This window comes from Pseudomonas sp. 22515 (genome assembly GCF_052044625.1).
GTDB lineage: Bacteria > Pseudomonadota > Gammaproteobacteria > Pseudomonadales > Pseudomonadaceae > Aquipseudomonas > Aquipseudomonas alloputida.
This window is the reverse complement of sequence record NZ_JBQENN010000005.1, coordinates 44,180-63,958: the sequence shown is the minus strand read 5'-3', so window position 1 is coordinate 63,958 and position 19,779 is coordinate 44,180. Positions and strand designations below refer to the sequence as shown.

18 protein-coding genes are annotated in these 19,779 nt (G+C 62.3%); 11 read left to right on the top strand and 7 right to left on the bottom strand.

What is annotated here, in order from left to right; genetic code table 11:
* Positions 1-325: 325 nt before the first annotated feature.
* Entirely contained in the window at positions 326-1,252 is a 927-nt protein-coding gene (locus tag ACTJJN_RS06995) for a universal stress protein (RefSeq protein ID WP_004577372.1), read from the top strand.
* Between the two features lie 29 nt (positions 1,253-1,281).
* On the opposite strand, the gene ACTJJN_RS06990 is transcribed toward ACTJJN_RS06995, so the two are convergent.
* Positions 1,282-1,830 (bottom strand): GNAT family N-acetyltransferase, encoded by a 549-nt coding sequence (locus ACTJJN_RS06990; RefSeq protein WP_012052291.1) that lies wholly within the window; start codon positions 1,828-1,830, stop codon positions 1,282-1,284.
* A gap of 182 nt (positions 1,831-2,012) precedes the next feature.
* On the opposite strand from ACTJJN_RS06990, the gene ACTJJN_RS06985 reads away from it, so the two are divergent.
* The 4 genes from ACTJJN_RS06985 (at position 2,013) to ACTJJN_RS06970 (ending at position 5,718) form a co-directional block, all read left to right on the top strand.
* On the top strand, positions 2,013-2,939 hold the full coding sequence (locus ACTJJN_RS06985) for a universal stress protein (RefSeq protein ID WP_014756727.1): 927 nt from the start codon (positions 2,013-2,015) through the stop codon (positions 2,937-2,939).
* On the top strand, positions 2,930-4,297 hold the full coding sequence (locus ACTJJN_RS06980; RefSeq protein ID WP_004374564.1) for an MBL fold metallo-hydrolase RNA specificity domain-containing protein: 1,368 nt from the start codon (positions 2,930-2,932) through the stop codon (positions 4,295-4,297). Before ACTJJN_RS06985 ends, ACTJJN_RS06980 begins: the two co-directional genes overlap by 10 nt.
* Positions 4,298-4,455: 158 nt before the next feature.
* Positions 4,456-4,962, top strand: coding sequence for a hypothetical protein (locus ACTJJN_RS06975; protein ID WP_004577369.1), 507 nt, complete (start codon positions 4,456-4,458; stop codon positions 4,960-4,962).
* A gap of 63 nt (positions 4,963-5,025) precedes the next feature.
* Complete coding sequence (locus tag ACTJJN_RS06970; protein WP_088513170.1) at positions 5,026-5,718, top strand: phosphoribosyltransferase; 693 nt, start codon at positions 5,026-5,028, stop codon at positions 5,716-5,718.
* Between the two features lie 149 nt (positions 5,719-5,867).
* Here the strand turns inward: ACTJJN_RS06970 and ACTJJN_RS06965 are convergent, their stop codons facing one another.
* Both ACTJJN_RS06965 and ACTJJN_RS06960 read right to left on the bottom strand, forming a co-directional pair.
* A complete protein-coding gene (locus tag ACTJJN_RS06965) occupies positions 5,868-7,235 on the bottom strand; it encodes an erythromycin esterase family protein (protein ID WP_440781147.1) in 1,368 nt (455 codons plus the stop codon).
* A 59-nt stretch (positions 7,236-7,294) separates the two neighbouring features.
* Positions 7,295-7,864: a GNAT family N-acetyltransferase gene (locus ACTJJN_RS06960; protein WP_004374572.1), complete on the bottom strand. Its 570-nt coding sequence runs from the start codon at positions 7,862-7,864 to the stop codon at positions 7,295-7,297.
* Between the two features lie 224 nt (positions 7,865-8,088).
* Between ACTJJN_RS06960 and ACTJJN_RS06955 the strand changes: the two genes are divergently transcribed.
* Positions 8,089-8,820 (top strand): cyclic nucleotide-binding domain-containing protein, encoded by a 732-nt coding sequence (locus ACTJJN_RS06955; RefSeq protein ID WP_029611845.1) that lies wholly within the window; start codon positions 8,089-8,091, stop codon positions 8,818-8,820.
* Here the strand turns inward: ACTJJN_RS06955 and ACTJJN_RS06950 are convergent.
* Positions 8,789-9,523 (bottom strand): hypothetical protein, encoded by a 735-nt coding sequence (locus ACTJJN_RS06950; RefSeq protein WP_017148343.1) that lies wholly within the window; start codon positions 9,521-9,523, stop codon positions 8,789-8,791. The two genes, ACTJJN_RS06955 and ACTJJN_RS06950, sit on opposite strands and share 32 nt — an antisense overlap.
* A gap of 190 nt (positions 9,524-9,713) precedes the next feature.
* Between ACTJJN_RS06950 and ACTJJN_RS06945 the strand changes: the two genes are divergently transcribed.
* Together ACTJJN_RS06945 and ACTJJN_RS06940 are read left to right on the top strand one after the other, a co-directional pair.
* Positions 9,714-10,274: an Hsp20/alpha crystallin family protein gene (locus ACTJJN_RS06945; protein ID WP_012052284.1), complete on the top strand. Its 561-nt coding sequence runs from the start codon at positions 9,714-9,716 to the stop codon at positions 10,272-10,274.
* A 329-nt stretch (positions 10,275-10,603) separates the two neighbouring features.
* The gene (locus ACTJJN_RS06940; RefSeq protein ID WP_014756732.1) at positions 10,604-12,979 is read left to right on the top strand and encodes a phosphoketolase family protein; all 2,376 of its coding nucleotides are present in this window, start codon (positions 10,604-10,606) and stop codon (positions 12,977-12,979) included.
* Positions 12,980-12,986: 7 nt separating this feature from the next.
* Here ACTJJN_RS06940 and ACTJJN_RS06935 read toward each other — a convergent pair whose 3' ends face one another.
* From ACTJJN_RS06935 to ACTJJN_RS06925, 3 genes are read right to left on the bottom strand one after another with little or no spacing between them, the layout of a single operon-like run.
* A complete protein-coding gene (locus ACTJJN_RS06935; RefSeq protein WP_088513168.1) occupies positions 12,987-13,412 on the bottom strand; it encodes a potassium channel family protein in 426 nt (141 codons plus the stop codon).
* A 28-nt stretch (positions 13,413-13,440) separates the two neighbouring features.
* A complete protein-coding gene (gene ftsH, locus ACTJJN_RS06930; protein ID WP_440781146.1) occupies positions 13,441-15,282 on the bottom strand; it encodes an ATP-dependent zinc metalloprotease FtsH in 1,842 nt (613 codons plus the stop codon).
* 26 nt (positions 15,283-15,308) lie between these two features.
* Positions 15,309-15,956: a BON domain-containing protein gene (locus ACTJJN_RS06925; protein ID WP_088513166.1), complete on the bottom strand. Its 648-nt coding sequence runs from the start codon at positions 15,954-15,956 to the stop codon at positions 15,309-15,311.
* A gap of 188 nt (positions 15,957-16,144) precedes the next feature.
* On the opposite strand from ACTJJN_RS06925, the gene ACTJJN_RS06920 reads away from it, so the two are divergent.
* The 3 genes from ACTJJN_RS06920 to ACTJJN_RS06910 all read left to right on the top strand — a co-directional run bounded on the left by ACTJJN_RS06920 (position 16,145) and on the right by ACTJJN_RS06910 (position 19,740).
* Positions 16,145-16,399, top strand: coding sequence for an outer membrane lipoprotein OprI (locus ACTJJN_RS06920; protein WP_108078689.1), 255 nt, complete (start codon positions 16,145-16,147; stop codon positions 16,397-16,399).
* Between the two features lie 6 nt (positions 16,400-16,405).
* Complete coding sequence (locus ACTJJN_RS06915) at positions 16,406-18,688, top strand: heavy metal translocating P-type ATPase (RefSeq protein ID WP_440781145.1); 2,283 nt, start codon at positions 16,406-16,408, stop codon at positions 18,686-18,688.
* Between the two features lie 161 nt (positions 18,689-18,849).
* Positions 18,850-19,740, top strand: a complete 891-nt coding sequence (locus ACTJJN_RS06910; RefSeq protein WP_440781144.1) for a universal stress protein — start codon at positions 18,850-18,852, stop codon at positions 19,738-19,740.
* The last annotated feature ends 39 nt before the right edge of the window (positions 19,741-19,779 follow it).

Sequence of the window (19,779 nt, the reverse complement as noted above, 5' to 3'; positions counted from 1 at the left end):
GTCCCTGCTCTGTGTTCTTCTCCACGTAAACGTTCATCAGGGCCTCCAAAGCATGTATCGGTAGACAATGCAGAATGAAGGCGTCCCTGCCGGCAGTGCAGGTGAAACTCAGGGCGGTGTCGCCATGGCACGCCTGCGGGGCCTGAAGTGGCTGTGATCTGGGTACAGGGTGCGCCGGCGAAGTCCCGAGGTATTGATCCGCGTCAAGTTCTTGCGCCATGGGCAATGCCACTGGTCGGTAGGTGCCTCCAGTTGATAAACATCAAGTTCGCAACACGTAGGTGACAGATGCTTTACGTACGTATCGCAACCTCAGAGGTGTGCCATGGAAACTCCGCAAAGATTGCTGCTGATCGCCTCCCCCCTGATGCGCCGAACCCCGGCCTATGACCGGGCCGCTGCGCTGGCCAAGGCCAAGGGGATGGCGCTGCACATCGTCGCTTTCGACTACGTGGAAGGGCTTGCCACGGCGGGCTTGGTGAATGATCAAGCGCTCGCAGTCATGCGCGAGGGTTACGTGCAGCAGCACCGCGCATGGCTGGAAACCCAGGCGTTGCCGATGCGGCGCAATGGCGTCACCGTCACAACCGAAGTGGTGTGGGTGCAGCAGCCCTTGAATGAGATCCTGATACACTTGCGTGAGCAACCGTTTGCCATGCTGATCAAAGAGCTTGAGCATGAACCTTGGTGGATGCGCGCAATGTTCACCTCGCTGGATATCCAGTTGCTGCGCGAAACGCGAATACCCTTACACTTGGTACACAAGGCGAGCCATGCGTTGCCACGCAGGATTCTGGCGGCGGTGGACCTGTCCAGGCCTGAGGATCAGTTTGAAGGTTTCAACGACCAGATCATCAGCGAAGCGCTGAAGCTGACATTGCAGTGCAATGCCCAGATCGAATTGCTGTACACCTACGACTTGGGTTCCATGTACCTGGACGCCGGCGGCAGCCGGGAACATTCGTTCCTGTTCGATTCGAACCGTGCCCAGACCTTGCATGACGTTCAGAGCGCTGCCTTCCAAGAGCTTGCCGAACGCAACGGGATCGCCGTCGAACACCGCCATATGCGCATCGGCGACCCGGCAAAGGCCCTGGCCATGTTCATGGATAACAATGATATCGACGTATTGGTCATGGGCAGTTATCACCACCATGGCATCGGCTGGTTCATCGGCAGTACTGCCGAGCGCGTTTTGCATCGGTTGTCCAGCAGTGTGCTGGTGATTTCTCCAGAACGCTCCAAAGGCTGAAGCACAAGGCCCGCAAGGGCCTTGTTTTTTCAAGGCCGCAGGTCAAGTTCGTGCAGGATCTCGCTCACATCCCCGCCAGGGTATCTTGAGGTGAAGCCCAGTGCCTTGACCAGCCGGTGCATGCCATAGTTGCTGGCCAGATCCCTGGAGACCATGCACTGAAAGCCATTGCGTCGTGCGGCTTCAATCAGGTGTTGCATCAGGCGCTTGCCCAACCCCTTGCGCTGCCAGTCTTCGCTGACCGCCACAGCACATTCGCACCGCTGACTGCCAGGTATGCCTGCATAGCGGCTGACGCCGATTTGTTGCAATTGACCGTCTACATGAACCAAGGCGACATAGGCCATGCGTTGGTGATAGTCCACGGGCATGTCTTGCGTGTCCAAGCTAGGCAAGCCGCCGCTGAGCCCGGCAATGAAACGAAAACGCCGTGATTCATAAGCGATTGTGCTCAGAAAACGCTTGTCCCGTTCGCGGTCTTCCTCGCGCAGTGGGCGGATCAGCACCGCCGAACCGTCCTCGAGGTTTTCGACCCAGTGTTCGCAGGTCTGTGGCTGTGCTGTTTGCTGTCCGTTCATGACGCCTCCCGTTGCTTGATCAGTACCTGGTGCAGCCGTTTTAACGTGGCGGGCCGTTTCGGTTCTGACAATCATCAAGTTCAGCCTGGGTAGCGGTTTTCTGATCTGCATCAAGCAGCAGCGGTCCTGTGCGCGGAACATCGTCAGCATCACACCCACTCACGAAAGCGCGGAGGTTCACCATGGGGCAATATCGACAATTGCTGGTGCTGCTGACCGAGGTAGAACCGCATTCCGCCGCTTTGCGCAGAGCCCTTGCCTTGGCGCATGTCAGCGGCGCCAGCGTGCATGTACTGGGCTTGTTCGAGCCAAGCGAGGAGCACCTTCTGCGCGAAGAGCGGCTGAACGAGGCCGATATCAAGCGCCAGTACGAGCACTATCGCGTTCAGTTGACGGGATTGGTCGAGCGGCATCGCGGCAGCGGTGTAACGCTGACGGTCGACAGCCTGAATGCGGAGGATATCCGCAGCCAGGCGATCGATTACATCAGTGAACTGCAGCCCGATATGGTCATCAAGGACAGCGAAGCCGCGTCGGCCCTGGTGCGCGTGTTCGGCACCCCACTGGATTGTGCGCTGATGCGAGGTTTCAAAGGCGTCAGCCATTTCGTGCCGGCGGGGGCCATCTCATTGCCGCGGCGTGTGCTGGTCGCAGTGGATACGGCGTTCAGTGAGACGCCTGCCGTTCAGGCGTGCTTCAATCGTGGTCTGGTTCGTGCTGCCCAGGCGCTGGCGTTGCAGTGTGACGCGCACCTGCATCTGCTATCGGCCTACAACCTGGCAGGGGTATTTGCCTCGGACATGAATGTCACCCAGGCGTGGATCGACGAGATGCGCGAGGCACTGCAGGAACCTTTCGAAGCGCTGGCCGATGCCGAAGGCGTCGCACCTGACCGCCGACATTTCATGGAAGGAGGCCCGGTACAGGTGATCCGTGAACAGGTCGCGGCCCTGGACATCGACGCGGTGGTGATGGGCGTGGTGCAACCCAAAGGCCTGGACAAACTGTTGGGAGACACCACCGAGCGTATCGTCAGCCGCCCACCGTGCAGCGTGCTCGCCGTTCATCCCCAAATAGCCGAAAGTTGGGAGCCTTGGCCATGCAACTGACATTTCTTGGCGGCACCGGCACCGTGACCGGCAGCAAATTCCTGTTGACCCGTGACAGCACGCGGGTATTGGTCGACTGCGGACTCTTCCAGGGTTTCAAGCAACTGCGCCTGCGCAACTGGCAGCCACTGCCCCCGGCGCTGCGGGCGCTTGATGCGGTGGTGCTGACCCACGCCCACCTTGACCACAGTGGTTATCTACCGGTGCTGGTTCGGGAAGGCTACCGCGGGCCGATCTACGCCACGCCGGCGACGTGCGCCTTGGCGGAAATCCTCCTGCTCGACAGTGCACGGCTGCAGGAAGAGCAGGCCGAACATGCCAATCGCCACGGTTACTCCAAGCATGCGCCGGCGCAACCGCTCTATACCGAGCAGGATGCCAAACGTGCCCTGGCACTGTTTCGGCCCGTGGCGTTACATCAGGTGACCATGATCGCCGAGGGCATGGAGTTACTGTTGCGTACCGCCGGACATATTCTGGGGGCAGCCACGGTCCAGATCAGCGCCGAAGGGCAGACCGTGCTGTTTTCGGGTGACCTCGGCCGCCCTCAGGATCCGATCATGCGTGCGCCTGAGCTGGTCAGAACGGCGGACGTGCTGTTGATCGAGTCTACCTATGGGGACCGCCAGCATCCCGCCGAATCGACCGAGCAGTACCTGGCCAAGGTCATCAACGAAACGCTCCTGCGCCACGGCATTACCCTGGTACCCTCGTTCGCCGTCGGCCGTGCCCAACTGCTCATGTATTACCTGTACACGCTCAAGCGCGACCGGTTGATCCCTGATGTCCCGGTCTACCTGAACAGCCCGATGGCCACCGACGCCACCGCCTTGTACCAGCAGTACCGCAGTGAACATCGGCTGACCGCAGCCGAGTGCGCCGCGATGTGCAGAGGCACGCACATCGTCCGGACAGTCGATGAGTCCAGGCACCTGGACCAGCTGCGCGAGCCCGCAGTGATCATCGCCGCCAGTGGCATGGCGACCGGCGGACGGGTGCTTCACCACCTGAAGGCGCTGGCCCCCAACCCACGCAACAGCATTCTGTTCTCGGGCTTTCAAGCCGGGGGTACGCGGGGTGCCGATATCGTCGCGGGCGCCCACAGTGTGCGGTTGCACGGCGAGGATGTGCCCATCCGTGCACAGGTGCATGCGATGGAGAATCTTTCTGCGCACGCCGATGCCGATGAAATCATGGAATGGTTGCGCGGGTTCACCCGGCCACCCCGTCAGACCTATGTCATCCACGGCGAGCCACACGCTGCCGACACCTTGCGGCGGCGAATCAGCCTTGAACTCGGCTGGCAGGTGTGCGTACCTGAGTATCAGGAAACGGTTGCCATCGACCCTGTGCGCTAGCCGGGCGTGGGAGGTGAATCATGAGTACACAAGCAAGGGCGAAACTGCGGGCCTGGTTGCATAGGCCCAGGGGCAGCCTGGGTTGGATCGTGACTATCGTCGCTTTACTCGTCGCCGCGTCCGTCTATCGCGCCTTAAGCGCTAGCTGGCGCATGCCCATGCGTGATCCGGCGGTACTCCTTGGCCTGCTGGCGTTGAGTGTCGCGCTGGGATGGGCGGTGCAGCGGGGCGTCAAGCGCACGGTCGGCAAGGCCATTTTCAATGGCCAGCAGACGGGTTGGCAGGCCAGGCTGGCGTTGCTGCGTTCAATCACCCGGGAATCGAACACGTTGATAAGCGTGTTGCTGCTCCTGGTCCTACTCGGTGCTGGCACCGTGTGGCTGGCGGGGCGCTCCGTGGCGCAGATTGTAGAAAATTGCACGGCCAACCTGCAGGCCCAGGTGGAGGTGCCTGAGGATGACAAGCTTGCTGCGCTGGTCGGCAAACCCGTGTGCACGTGCCTGGCACAGACCTTTCTGGAGCGCAATGGGGTGCTGCGCCTGGCCCTGTTCGAAACGCCCATGCAGGAAGTGAGCGGTCTGAAGGCGCTGACTCCTGCTGATGAGCAGCGTTGCCTCGCGCAGTTCGACCTGCTGCCCGAGGCGGGGCGTGCAGCCACGCCTTGAAGCCATCAACGGCTCCATCGGCAGCTGAAATGACCGGCGCCCATCGCGGCGCGGGAGGTGTTCATGTCCCATGATCTTGCCTTGCCAACTGTGTTTGTCGACCGTACCCAGGCTGGACGTTGCCTGGTAGAGCCACTGGCCCGGTATGCCGGCAGGCCCGACGTGATCGTGCTTGCACTGCCGCGTGGTGGTGTTCCGGTGGCCTATGAAGTCGCGACTGCCCTCAACGTTCGCCTGGACCTGCTGATGGTGCGCAAGCTCGGTATGCCGTTTCAACCCGAGTTCGCCATGGGGGCGATAGCCAGCGGCGGAGTAACCTTCCTCAATGACGACATGTTGCGGGCCTATCCGGTAGATCGCGCGGTGTTCGACGCCGTGGTTGCCAGGGAAACCGAGGAACTGGCGCGGCGCGAGCGGGCTTACCGGGGAGGGCGGCCAGCCCAGCAACTCAAGGATCAGGTGGTGATTCTCGTTGATGACGGCCTGGCGACCGGTGCCACGATGAGGGCGGCGATACAGGCTGCACGAGCCCAGTCACCGGCGCGAATCGTCGTCGCCGTCCCGGTCGCACCGCCAGAAACGCTCGAAGCGCTGTACGGTGAAGTGGATGAGCTGGTGTGCCCGCGCGTGCCTGAGCGGATGGTCTCGGTTGGCTATTGGTACCAGGATTTCCCGCAGACGTCGGACGAGGAAGTCATGACGCTCATGGCGCAAGCTGATCAGCAAGCACTTTGCCGGAGTGCCCCCCATGACTGAGCGCAGGGGTGAAGTTCGCACGCAGACGATGAAGCTGGCAAGTTGCGCATCGGCTTGTTCGGTGCAGGCACGGGGGCCACTGCGCTTGCCGGCGACGGGTTTGTGAAGTCCCTGCAGCGCGTATCCGCCTGATAGCGCTTCGCCGAGGCTCATACACCAAATGGATAGGTTTCGTCCTCAGGCTCAAGGTGCTGTTGTTTCGGCAAGGGCAGGGCAGTCACTGGCTGGGTCTGTTCGAACCAGAGCAGCGCATCGAACTGCTCGGCCAGCACCGCCTCGAAGTAGTGGCTCAGCCGTTCGCTCTCGGGGCGATAGATGACGCCGATGGCGCGTTCGAGTAGCGCCGTGGACAACACATGGCGCAACGCCTTGCGCCGTGGGTCGCGCCAGTCGCTCAGGCTGGCTGGCACGCCTGCGAGGCGGAACTGGTGCTCCCAGCTGTCGCTGCGCGAAGGACGGATTTCCTTGATCTGCATGTCGCCGTCCCAGTCATCGGCGGCGGCCACCTGGCCGCGGTCGGTGGCCATGCCGATCAGCACCGCGTCGTGCCCGAAAGCGCTGCGGCAAAGCTGGCCGATGGTGAACTGGCCTTTCCAGCCCATTTCCGTGGCTCCGGCATTGCCGATGTGTGAATTGTGTGCCCAGACCACGGCCTTGGCGTGGGGACCACGGTGTTCCAGCAGTGCGCGCAAGGTATCGAACATGTGCCGGTCGCGCAGATTCCAGGAAGCCGTCGAACCTCGGTAAATGGCGCGGTAGTACTGTTCCGCAGCGATGATTACACGGGCGTTCTGCGTTGCGTTGAAGAAGGCTTCATCATTGCGGACAAGCCCTGACAGTTGCTCGGCGAGCATGACATTCAACTGCTGGATCACCGGTTGCTCACAAGGCATGACGCCACCGCGCTCGACAAAGTGCCCGTACAGCGCGGGGTCGTCCTGCCACGGCGTCAGGCAACCGTAACGGCGGCGGGCTTCATGGGCCAGATGCGGATCGACCCGGTCCAGATAGGCCAGGACTTCATGGATGGAATTGCGCAGGCTGTAGACATCCAGGCCGCGGAATTCCACGCGGTGGTCGGTGGGCAGCAGGCGGTTGTGCCCGTGAAGCCATTGGGCGAAGGCTTTGACTTCGCTATTACGCCACATCCATGTAGGAAAACGGCTGAAAATATGGCGTTTCCACGCCGAGTGCGCCAAGCCTCGGACGTACTGATCGACATGCCCGGCATCCGGCCAGTCGGCCTCGACGGCGACGATGTTGAAACCATGCTGTTCGATCAGGCGCCGGGTGATCGCCGCGCGGGCGCGAGAGAACTCACTGCTGCCGTGGCTTGCCTCGCCCAGCAGGATGACGCGCGCGTCAGCATAGCGGTCGAACAGCGCTGCGAATGCCGGCGTATCCAGGTCCGGCAAAGGTTCGGCGTACTGATGAAGCACCGGGGCAATATCGGCAGTGTCGACCTGATACTGCTTGCCGTAGAGTTTTTCCATCAATGTCTTCGAAGGGCCGCTCATGGAAAGCCTCCCGTAATCGGGCCGCCGCGCATTGACCCGTCAGTGCGACGGCCCAGGGTTCAGATCAGGGAGAGCCGGTGGATGACCTGGCTGGGATCATCCGGGTCAGCGACGGTGGTGAACCCCGCCGCTTTGGCCAGCTCGCGCATCGCTTGGTTGGCTGCTGCATCAACCGAATACATCTGCCGCAAGCCCTTGGCCCGGGCATGGTCGACCAGGTGCTTGAGCAGCAGGCGACCCAAGCCATGGTGCTGCCAGCTGTCCATGACGGTAACGGCACACTCGCACTCGTCCTTGCCGCTAGCAGTGGCGTAGCGGGAAATGCCCACTTCCTGCAATTCGCCATCCACGTGGGCAAGGGCGACGTAAGCCGCCTGGCGATCCTGGTCGACCTTCATCAGCTGGTCGAGCATGGCTTCACCGGGCTCCCTGAGCTGGCAGAGGAAGCGGAAATGCCGCGATTCGGGCGACAGCCGTTCGATGAAGGCTTTTTCGCGTTCTCGGTCCTGGGCTTGCAAGGGCCTGATCAATACGTGAACGCCGTTTTCAAGGGCTTCGATCCAGTATTCACCCGAAGGTTTTGGGAACGAAGGCGTTTTATGCTCACGGGAAGTCTCGGCGGGCGCCATGGCAATGTCCTCTATGTCGAATGAACAAGGAAGTTCAGTTTCGGCAGCGGGCCCATCGCTGACTTGACAGTTGTCAATTGCTTCCCACATGACTTGTCAAACCGATAGAAAAAAGCGGGTATAGCCGGGGGTAGCGTCCAACCCTTGGTCGGACAGACCGCTAACGTTTAGTGGAACCGCTAACTTCAATAGATACACGCCTGCAAAAAAGCAGAGGCATCCTCATGTCAGGCCCTGCGGAAATGGGAGCAAAGCTCCAGGTCAAGTGCCTTGCGTGCTCGTTGAGCCGGCTTTGCCTGGCAGCCAGCCTCAGTGCCGACGAAGTGGCCAAGCTGGAGCGAATTGTCCGCCGTAACCGGCCGTTGAAGCGGGGTGAGTACCTGTTCAAGGCCAATGAACCCATGGAGCACGTGTATACCTTGCGCTCCGGGGCGATCAAGAATTTTCTGCTCGATGCCGAGGGCACCGAGCGGGTGATTGGCTTTCTCCTGCCGGGGGAAATGCTCGGGCTGGACGCTATTGGTGCCAGTTGTTACCGAAGCTTTGCCGTTGCCCTGGAAGTCTCGCTGGTCTGCGCCATCAGGCTGGACCAACTGGTGGACCTGTCCGGCCAGATTTCAGGGCTGCGCTATCAGTTGCTGCACATGCTCAGCCTGGGGATCCAGGGCAAGGACGAGCACCTGCGCTGCTGCCATGGGCGTGCCGAACAGCGGTTGGCGATCTTCCTGCTGGGCATGTCCGCGCGTTACCAGGCGCGAGGCTTGCAGGCTGATGTGTTCAACCTGCCCATGTCCCGTGGTGATATCGCCAACTACCTGGACCTCACGCAGGAAACGGTCAGCCGACTGTTCAGCCGTTTCGTCCATGCAGGTTTCATGCTGTGCGCCGGGCGTGAGGTCAGGCTCATCGACATGCAAGGCCTGGTCAACCTGACCCGCCTGGAGGAGCCCACTTGAGCGCGGCAAGCACCCGGTCATAGCGTTGCACAGGCCAGCTTTCGGGGGAGTGCCCCACCCAGATCGGGCGTGACACATGGTCTGTGCGTATCCAGATACGCTGCGCGGCTACGCCAGTTTGCCAGCACAACCGTGCCACTTGGCGCGCCACCTGTGGCGGCGCGCAACAGTACACCGTGTCCGGGCGGAAAGTGGTCAGCAAATGCCTGGTCTGCCACCAGCCACTGCTGTAGTCACGCGACAATGGCGACAGTGCCGACAGCCAGGTTCGACAATCGTCTGGCAGCAGTTCGGCCGCAATGCCGTCATGTGACAGCTGCAATTGTAACCAGGGCAGCCAGCAGCGAATCTCATCCAGCGCACCCAACAACGGCAGCAGGCCGTCGGCGCGACTGATGGCCAGCAACCTTGTGCTTTGCAGGGGCAACGGCCAAGCGCTGCCAAGCGGCCCGGAATAGTCGAGCAGCTCCCCCGCACGGCCCACGGGCTGCGCGCTCTGGGTGCTGACGATAAATTGCCCGGCCACGCCAGGTAGGGTCACGTAACTGCACGGCCAGCACTCGGTACGACCACTGAGCACGCAGTACTGGCCAGCCATTGCCTCGCCGCATGGCTGGCTGCAAAGGGCCAGGCGCACGAATTGCTGGATACCCAGGCCGGGCAATGTCTGGAGCAAGCGAACGCTGGCACCCTCGCGGTCCATGACTGCCTCGCACTGTAAGGATGACTTGCTGTAATCAGCCTAGACCGTGGGCAATCCGGCACTTTGATCAGGATCAAACCAGCGGGCGGCAGGGACTTCACGTTGTTGATAAAGGTCAAATGGGCTGCTGCCCCACGGCGCATGATCGAAGCGTCTCCCTGGGAGGCATTACTCATTCGAGGAGGTCGCCATGTCAGAAGTTGCCAAGAAAGTGCCTGTTACCCCCGCCGCCCCCCAGCCAACCAAAGCTTCGCCGCCCAGCGTCGAACCTTCGGAGCTGTGGCGGCCCTTCCAGCAATTGCGCCATCAGATCGACAGCCTGTTCGAGGATTTTGGACGGCGGCCGATGCGCATGCCGTTCAGCCACACACCGTTCGATGTCGAACCTTTCTGGCGGCGTGACCTGTTCACCCACGGCATGCCGGCCATGGACATCAGCGAGCTGGCCGAGGAGTACCGCATCAGCGCCGAGTTGCCTGGCGTGGATGCCAAGGATATCGAGATCAAGCTCGTCAATGGCAACCTGTTGATCCGGGGCGAGAAAAAGGAAGAAGTGGACGAAAAACGCAAGGAATATCACCTGTCCGAGCGCCATTACGGCAGCTTCGAACGGGTTTTCCAGCTGCCCCGTGGAGTCGACGCCGAGAAAATCGACGCCCAGTTCAACAAGGGCGTGCTGCTGGTGCACCTGCCCAAACGTGCCGAAGCCATCCATCCGGAAAAGGTGATTCCGATCAAGAGCGGTAAATGATCACCCACCCTCACTGCATCGAGGAGCAAGGAGGCTCCGCGTGTGGAGGTAGCCCATGATGTCCATTGGCAAATACTGCAAACGGGACGTGGTCACCGCATTACCCGGTATCTCCATCTATGCCGCGGCGCGCCACTGTCCGACGCATTCCGGTCGTCGATGATCTCGGTCTGCTGGTCGGAATCGCCACGGCGGACGACCTGATGGGCCTGCTGTCGGACCACCTGTACGAACTGTGACTGCTGATCCGTCAACAGAGCCGGCGGGAGGAAGATCTTCGCGGCGAAGACCTTTGAGCGCCCCGTGCGCGATGACGAAAGGAGGCTGGCATGAGTGATTTCCCCGGTACTGAAGAGCTCGAAAGCCTGGACGCCTATTGGCGGGCGGCGAACTACCTCACCGTTGGCCAGATCTATCTGCAAGGCAATGCCTTGTTGACCAGGCCCTTGACCTTGGCCGATGTCAAACCGCGGCTGCTCGGCCACTGGGGGACGTCCCCGGGGCTCAACCTCATCTATACCCATCTGAACCGGTTGATTCGCCAGTACAGCCTCAATGTGCTGTTCGTCACGGGGCCTGGCCACGGCGGTCCTGCCCTGGTCGCTCAGGCCTACCTCGACGGTACCTACACCGAGCTCAACCCATCGGTCGAGCGCAACGCACTTGGAATGGCCCGGCTCTTTCGGCAGTTTTCCTGGCCTTATGGCATTGGCAGCCATGTCGGCCCCCATGTGCCTGGCTCCATTCACGAAGGGGGCGAACTGGGCTATTCGCTGGCCCATGCCTATGGTGCCGCCCTGGACAATCCGCAACTGATCGTGGCGTGCGTCATTGGTGATGGTGAGGCCGAAACCGGGCCACTGGCTGCCAGCTGGCACTGCAACAAGTTCCTCAACCCCGCCCGCGACGGCGCGGTGCTGCCCATCTTGCATCTGAACGGTTACAAGATCGCCAACCCCAGCGTGCTGTCGATGATCAGCGAGGAGGAGCTGACCAGCCTCATGTATGGCTATGGTTATGATCCGTATTTTGTCGAGGGTGACGAGCCGATGGAGGTCCATCGCGCGTTGGCCAGGACGCTGGATGTCATCTACGAGAAGATCAGCCAGATCCAGCGCCTCGCGCGGCATGCCGAAGACCCGCAGGTGGTCGACAGGCCCTTGTGGCCGGTGCTGATTCTTCGTACCCCCAAAGGGTGGACGGGCCCCAGGTACGTGGATGGGCAACGCGTAGAGGGCACCTGGCGGTCCCATCAGTTGCCGTTGGCGGACCTTGGCAAACCGCCGCACCTGATGCAGCTGCAACAATGGCTGGAAAGTTACCGTCCCCATGAGCTTTTTGACGCACAGGGTACGTTGTTGCCTGAACTGGCCGCGCTGACCCCAACTGGCCGGCGACGCATGAGCGCGAACCCCCATGCCAACGGCGGTCTCTTATTGCGGGCCCTGGATTTGCCGCACTACGCCGATTACTGCGTGCCGATGCCGGGCCCTGGTCAGGTGCGGGCCGAGGCGACCAGAGTGCTGGGTGGTTATGTACGCGATGTCATGAAGAACAGCATTGCGTCGCAGAATTTCCGCCTGTTCGGCCCTGACGAAACGGCGTCCAACCGTCTGGATGCGGTATTTGAGGTGACCGACAAGGTGTGGCTGGATGCTCGGGCCAGCGATGATAGACACCTTTCGGCACAGGGGCGGGTCATGGAGATCCTCAGTGAGCACATCTGCGAGGGCTGGCTTGAGGGGTACCTGCTGACGGGCCGCCATGGCCTGTTTTCCTGTTACGAAGCTTTCATCCATATCGTCGATTCGATGATCAACCAACATGCCAAATGGCTCAAGACAGCTGCCGAGGTGCCTTGGCGCAAGCCGATCGCCTCATTGAATATCCTCCTGACTTCGCATGTCTGGCGGCAGGACCATAATGGTTTCTCGCACCAGGACCCGGGCTTGCTCGACCTGCTGGCAAACAAGAAGGCCAACCTTGCGCGGATCTATCTGCCACCTGACGCCAACTGCCTGTTGTCGGTGGCTGAGCATTGCCTGCGCAGCCGTGGGTACATCAATGTGATCGTTGCCGGTAAGCAGATGGAGTGGCAATGGCTCGATTGCGAAGCGGCCGCCGTGCACTGCCAATCAGGTATCGGGCGCTGGGGCTGGGCCTGCCATGATGACGAGATGCCCGAGGTGGTGCTTGCCTGCGCGGGCGATGTGCCGACACTGGAGGTACTGGCGGCGGTTACACTGCTGCAAGAGCAGGCTCCAGACGTGCGTGTGAGGGTGGTGAATGTCGTTGACCTCATGGCGCTGCAACTGTCGCAACAGCACCCTCACGGGCTGTCCGACAGCGATTTCAACGGGCTGTTTACCGAAGATCGACCGGTCATCTTTGCCTTCCACGGCTATCCGGCGCTCATCCACCGCCTCATCTACAAACGCGCCAATCCGCAACGGTTTCATGTCCGGGGATTTCGCGAAGAGGGCGCAACGACCACGCCGTTCGACATGGCAGTCATCAACAATCTGGACCGCTACCAGCTGCTGCTCGATGTGTTCGAGCGCGTGCCACGTTTGCAGCCCCAGCTCGAACAGGCCCGCGCCCGCTATTGGGCCACGATGGAGAAGCACAAGCTCTACCTCATCGAACATGGCGAAGACATGCCTGAAGTTGCGCAATGGCGCTGGACATCAGCGTCGCGAGCCTGAGCCCGCCTTACTTGGCCTTCCAGTACTTCTGCATTTCCAGGAACAGGAACGAGGCGGTCCAGGTGATCAGCACCAGGCCCGTCAGCGCCTGCAGGCCGGTGAGGTACTTGAGGTGGCCAGTGGGGGCGATATCGCCGAAGCCTATGGTGGTGTAGGTGGTGAAGGAAAAATACACGCAGTCCAGGAAACTGCCGTCGAAATTGCCGCTGAGCGTACCCCAGCCTGGGGCATGGGCCATCAGGTAATAGGCCAAGGCAAAACACCACACCTCCAGGGCATGGGCCAGCAGCGCGCCGAACACGCCTGCGACGATGCGAAAGCGGCTCCAGAGCTTGAGCCGAGGTAGCCAGTCATTCAGGCGCAGCAGGCATTCGTAATGAATGATCACCACCAGGATCACCACCAGCATATTGATCAGCGTGACAAAGAGCATCGCAGGTACCCTGGCCAGGATCGGCGGTTCATTTCGTGGCATCGACCAGCACATAGGTGGCGGGCTCATTGGCTTGCGGTTGCAACGCCGGGAATTCTTCGGGGGTGATGGTCTCCTTGGCCAGCAACAGACGCGCGCCTGCATCCAGGTCGTCGCGGCGCTGCTCCAGCAAAGCCCGGGCGCGGCCATAGGCTTCTTCGAGCAAGCCGCGGACAGCGAGGTCGATCTCGCGCGCAGTTTGCTCCGAGTAGTCCTTGCGCTCCTGACGCAACAGCGAGTCACCCAGATAGCCGGCTTGCTGGCGCTCAAGGACCGCCTGGCCCAGTACCGGGCTCATGCCGAAGCGGGTGACCAGCTGGCGGGCGATATCGGTGGCGCGCCCGAGGTCGTCGGCGGCCCCCGTGGAGACCTGGCCGAACACAAGGTGCTCGGCGGCGCGCCCGGCCATCAGCACGACAAGGCGGTCACGCAGCATCTGCGTGCTGATCAGGTAGCGGTCATCGGTCGGCCGTTGCAGGGTGTAGCCCAGTGAACCCGCGGCGCGGGGAATGATCGACACCTTGTGCACCGGGTCCATCGCCGGCAGGCTACTGGCGGCCAGGGCATGGCCCATTTCGTGGTACGCCACTACCTGGCGCTCGTCGCTGCGCAATACGCTGCCTTTGCGCTCGATGCCCGCCACCAGTCGCTCGACCGCAGCGGTGAAGTCCTGCAACTCGACCCACTGGCTGGACCGCCGGGTGGCAACGATGGCAGCCTCGTTGACCAGGTTGGCCAGGTCGGCGCCCGTCAGGCCCGGGGTGATCTCGGCAATCCGCTCGCAGTCCAGGTCGTCCTTGTAGATAATCTTGTGCAGGTGGACTTTCAGGATCGCCAGGCGGCCCTTGCGGTCGGGCCGGTCGATGAGAATCTGCCGGTCGAAGCGCCCGGCACGCAGCAGCGCCGGGTCCAGCACTTCAGGGCGATTGGTCGCCGCCAACAGCACCACGCCTTCCCGTGGGTCGAAGCCGTCAAGCTCGGCGAGCAACTGATTGAGGGTTTGCTCTTTCTCGTCATTGCCGCCAAAGCTGCCGACGCCGCGCATCTTGCCCAGGGCATCCAGCTCATCGATGAAGATGATGCAAGGCGCCGCTTGGCGGGCCTGGTCGAACAGGTCACGCACCCGGGCGGCACCCACGCCCACGAACATCTCCACGAACTCCGAGCCGGAGATCGAGAAAAATGGCACCGCCGCTTCCCCGGCGATGGCCTTGGCGACCAGGGTCTTGCCGGTGCCGGGTGGGCCTACCAGCAGCGTGCCCTTGGGCACATGGGCGCCAAGGCGCGCATACCACGCCTTGTTTTTCAGGAAGGACACGATCTCGGTCAGCTCGCCCTTGACGTCGTCGATACCGGCCACGTCGGCGAAAGTCACCTGGGTGTCGTGTTCGACGTAGACCCGCGCACGCGACTTGCCCACCCCCATCAACCCGCCCAACCCCTGTTTCTGCCCCAGGCCATGAAACAGGAAGTACCACAGCACCAGCATCATCAACAGCGGCATCAACGCGCCCATCACGGTCGCTACCGTGTTGTCCTCGACGACGCCAGAGAACGCGACTCCAGAGCGTCCCAGCTGCTCGCTCAGAGCCGGGTCGACGCGAACGGTGGAGAATACCGAGTGGCCATCGATCGGCTCCTGCAGCCTGCCGAGGATCCGCTCGTGCTCGATATGCAGGTCGCTGACCTTCTGCTGATCGAGTAATTGCAGGAACTGGCTGTAAGGAATGGCTTGCACGGCCGGCTGTCTGAACAGGCCGAACTGCACGGCAGCGAGCACTGCCAGGCCAACTGCCAGGAGGTAGAGCGTCCAGGGCTTATCCTTGTTCATGGCCATCGGTCCTCGGCGCGGCGGCGCTAGGCGATCAACAGATAATCTTCGACCTTACTGACGCCCGGCACCGACCAGGCCGCACGCTCGACCACTTCTCGCTCGCGCAGCAAGTGCACCTTGCCTTCCAGCTTGACCACACCACCGTCGACCGTGACGCGGATGCCTTCGGCCTCGATTTCGGCGCTGCGCTTGAGTGCGTCCTCGATGTGGCGCTTGATATCGACCACGTCGGCCCGGGCTTTGAGGGTGATGCGGTTGTGTACGCCAACCACACCCGACAAGCGCCAGATTGCCTGTTCGATCACTTCCTTCTGGTATTGCCAATCGAGCTGGCCTTCCAGGGTCACCGTCCCTTTTTGCACGGTGACCTGGATGCCCTCCACGTTGGCGTCAGAGCTCCAGGCGATGATGTTCAGGGCACGGCTGGCAATCGTGTCGTCAGCGGTACCTTCGAGCTTGTTCAGGCGTACCTCTATCTCCTCAGCCAGGCCGCGCACGCCTTTCATGGCCTTGACCGTGCGCTCGGCACTGACTTTCTGGGCGTAGCTGTTGACGTGCCCGGAGAGGGTCACCACGCCGTTCTGCACCGTCACACCGATGCTGGCTGCATTGATATCGGGTTTGAATTCCAGCTCTTCGAGCACAAGGTCTCGCAGGTCAAGGTCGTTCATGATCGGCTCCGGTAGCAGATAGGGTAGGGGCGGTGCCCTGAGTCTTTGTTTCTACCCTTGTGCCCCCCAGCGCGATTGATAAAGGTCAAACCGGGTGAACAGGCCGCTCGCGGTTGACAAATGTCAGGCGTTCGGCGCACGCCGCCATCGATACTTAGCGTGTCCTGGCCATGCACGAGGGTACCGACATGCGACGTTATGTGCTTTGCGGGTGGGCAAGCCTGTTGCTGGTTACCGCGTCCGGCTGCACGGCGTGGCGCGCCGAGGAATACGATGCGCGCCTGGAATCAGCGGAGAACAACGCCGCCACCGCAAGGTTGCGCGCCGATCAAGTGTGTTACCGCATCGATCTGGTCGAGCAGACCGCCAACGAGGCCCTAAGGCGGGCAACCCAGGCTCAGGACGAGGTGCGGCAACTGCGCCAGCAGGCCAGACGCAAGTAGCCCGCCATGCCACGTCGATGGCTCGACCTCGCACTGCTGGTGGTCTGCACGCTGGCCCTGCTGACTGGCGGCGTGGCCTATGCGGCGCAGCGGCCTGCCTGGGCCGCGCTGGTCTGGGCAACTGGTGGCCTGGTCATGGCCGGGGTCCTGGCGGTGGAAATGTTCAGGCGCCTAGCCCGGGGTGAGGCGGGTATCGACCTGATTGCCTTGCTGTCGATCACCGCCGCCCTGGCCCTGGAGAACATGCTGGTGGCTGCGGTGGTCGCGCTGATGCTGGCCACCGGCCGAGCACTTGAAGCGTTCAGCGTGCGTCATGCCGAGCGCGAATTGCGGGCGCTGATCGATCGAGCGCCGCAACGTGCCTGGATCCAGGAGCAAGACGGGCTGCGCGAAGTTGCGGTGGATCAGGTCAGGCCAGGGCAGGCCGTGCTGGTGCGCCTGGGTGAAATCGTGCCCGTGGACGGGCGCCTGCAGAGTCCCCAGGCCACCCTGGACGAGGCGGCGCTGACCGGGGAATCGTTACCCATCACTCGTCATTGCGGCGAGCCGGTGGCCAGCGGGGTGTGCAACGCCGGCGCGCCGATGGTGCTGGTGGCCACGCAGACTGCGGCACAAAGCACCTATGCCGGCATCGTGCGCCTAGCCGAGGCGGCACGCCAGTCACGGGCGCCCTTCGTGCGCCTGGCTGACCGCTACGCGCTGGCGTTCATCCCGCTGACGTTGCTGATCGCCGCGCTCGCCTGGTGGGCCAGTGGCGACCCGCAACGCGTGCTGGCGGTGCTGGTGGTCGCCACACCTTGCCCCCTGATATTGGCGGTGCCGATTGCCGTGCTGTCGGGCATCTCGCGAGCGGCGCGGCGTAGCATTCTGGTGCGCGATGGCGCGGTACTGGAGGCGCTCGCCGGGATCCGCCAGGTTTTTCTCGACAAGACCGGTACCTTGACCAGCGGCCATGCTCGGCTGCAATCGATCGAGCTTAACGGGGAGGGCGCGCCGCTGCAGATCTTGCAGTGGGCCGCGTCATTGGCCCAGGCATCCACCCACCCGATCGCTCGGGCTATTGTCGATGCGGCCCTCGCGCGGGGCCTGAGCCTGGCGGCGCCGCAACAGGTGCAGGAGGCGCCAGGCCAAGGGTTGGCCGGCCAGGTACAAGGCAAAGCCGTGCGCTTGGGGCTGCTGGCTTACGTGCAGCAGGGCAGGGATGCGGGCCCTTGGGCACAGGTGTGCTTGCAACAGCTGGACTATCTGGCCAGCAGTGGCAGTTTCGTAGCCGTGGACGGTGAATTGAAAGCGATGCTGCGGCTGGCCGACGATGTGCGTCGGGAAACCCCTCAGACCCTGCGCCGGCTTCGAGCCCGCGGCATCGACCAGATTGTCATGCTGACTGGCGACCGCCCCCAGACGGCGCAAATGATCGCGCTGACAGCGGGTATCGATGCGCTTCACTCTGGCCTCTCACCGCAGGACAAGGTCCGCCTGGTGCAGGAAGGTTGCCGAAAAGGTCCCACGCTGATGGTCGGGGATGGCATCAATGATGCGCCAGCACTGGCTGCCGCCGATGTCGGGGTTGCCATGGGCGCGTCCGGCGTGACTGCTTCGGCACAGTCAGCCGGCGTGGTCTTGCTGGTCGACAGGCTGGATCGTCTGATCGAAGCGCTCGACATCGCCCGACACACCGTGCACATCGCCCGGCAAGGCGTGTGGGTGGGCATGAGCCTCTCGCTGCTGGCCATGCTGTTCGCTGCGGCCGGCTACCTGCCTGCGGTGATGGGGGCGGTACTGCAGGAAGGCATCGACCTGTTGATCATCCTCAACGCCCTTCGCGCCCTCGGCCCGGTTGCGGGCGATGGCCACAACGGGTTGCCGACCGAGAGCCTGCAGCGCATGCAGGACGAGCATCGACAACTGGACGGGGTGTTGACCGACCTGAGCCAGATGGCGCGGGACTTTGCCAGCCGCCCTGCGGAGCAGGCGCGGGCCGACCTCGGGCGCCTGGTCGCCGCCCTGCATGGCTCGCTGGAGCGCCATGAGCGGGACGACGAGCAGCAGCTGTACCCCCTGTTGAGCCGCTACATGGGAGGCGAGGATCCGCTCTCGCCGCTCAGCCATACACACCGGGAAATGTTCAGGCTGATCCATTTGCTGACGCGCATGAACGAGGATTTCGCCCAGGCCGCCGCCAACCCGAGCGCCGACGAAATCCAGCACCAGCTCATACGCCTGGATACCTTGGCAAAACTGCATTTCGACCAGGAGGAGGCCTTGTACCGTTACCTTGACCAACATTGAACACCGCTGCAGGCATTTGCACGCTTGATAAAAATCAAGCGCCAAGGGCGGCGTTGACCGGATGCTGGCAGCAGCGGTCAATCACTGCCGGCCGAAAAGCCCCGTCTCGATGCAACCCGAGCGACCTGAGTGATCAGGCCGGCCCACCGTTGGAGGCCATCATGAGTCACTATCAACGGCTGTTGCTGATCATGCGTCCAATGCTGCACCAGGCGGTCGCCCTGGAGCAGGCTGTTGCACTGGCCAGATCGGCATCGGCCAGCCTGCACATCGTCGCCTTGCTCGAGTCATTGGACAAACTCTGGCTGCTGGAGTCCGGTAAGCATCAAGCGGAGCGGGAGGCTTATCGGCTTGCTCAGCATGAACAGCTGGAAGCCCAGGCAAACGCACTGCGTGCCTCCGGCGTGCAGGTGACGACCGAGGTGGCCTGGAGTAACGACCTGCAGGATGACATTCTGCAGCACGTGCTGGAGATGCAACCGGACCTGCTGCTCAAGCAGGTCGAGCATGAGCCTGCGCTCAAGCGCGCCTTCTTCACGCCGCTTGACTGGCAACTGTTGCGCCACTGCCCGGTCCCGGTCTACTTGCTCGGTGCCAGCCAGCCGGCGTTGCCGCGCCAGATCGTGGCGGCGGTGGACGTGGCCGACACCTCGCCAGAGGGGCAAGCCCGAAATGACAGCATCGTCCAGCAGGCCGGTGCTTTGGCCTTGCAGACAGGGGCGCAACTGGACCTGCTGCACGCCTGCGATCTGTCGATGGCCTACATGGGCGATATGGGGTATGCCGCCTGGGCCATCGGTGACATTGCCGAGCCCATGCGCCAAGCGCTGGAGGATGATTTCAGGAAACTGGCCGAACGCTTCGGCGCACCACCGCAACGTTGCCATTTCGTGCTGGGGCGCCCGGTCGCGGTGCTCAGCGCATACGTCGAATCACAGCCGGTGGAGGTACTGGTCCTGGGGCGGCCCATCGCACGGGGACTGGACCGTCTGTTCGGCAGTACCACCGAACATGTGTTGTACCAGGTACCTTGCAACATCCTGGTAGTGTAGGAACGTGCGGATGACTACGCCATGGGCGTGAGGCGCTCG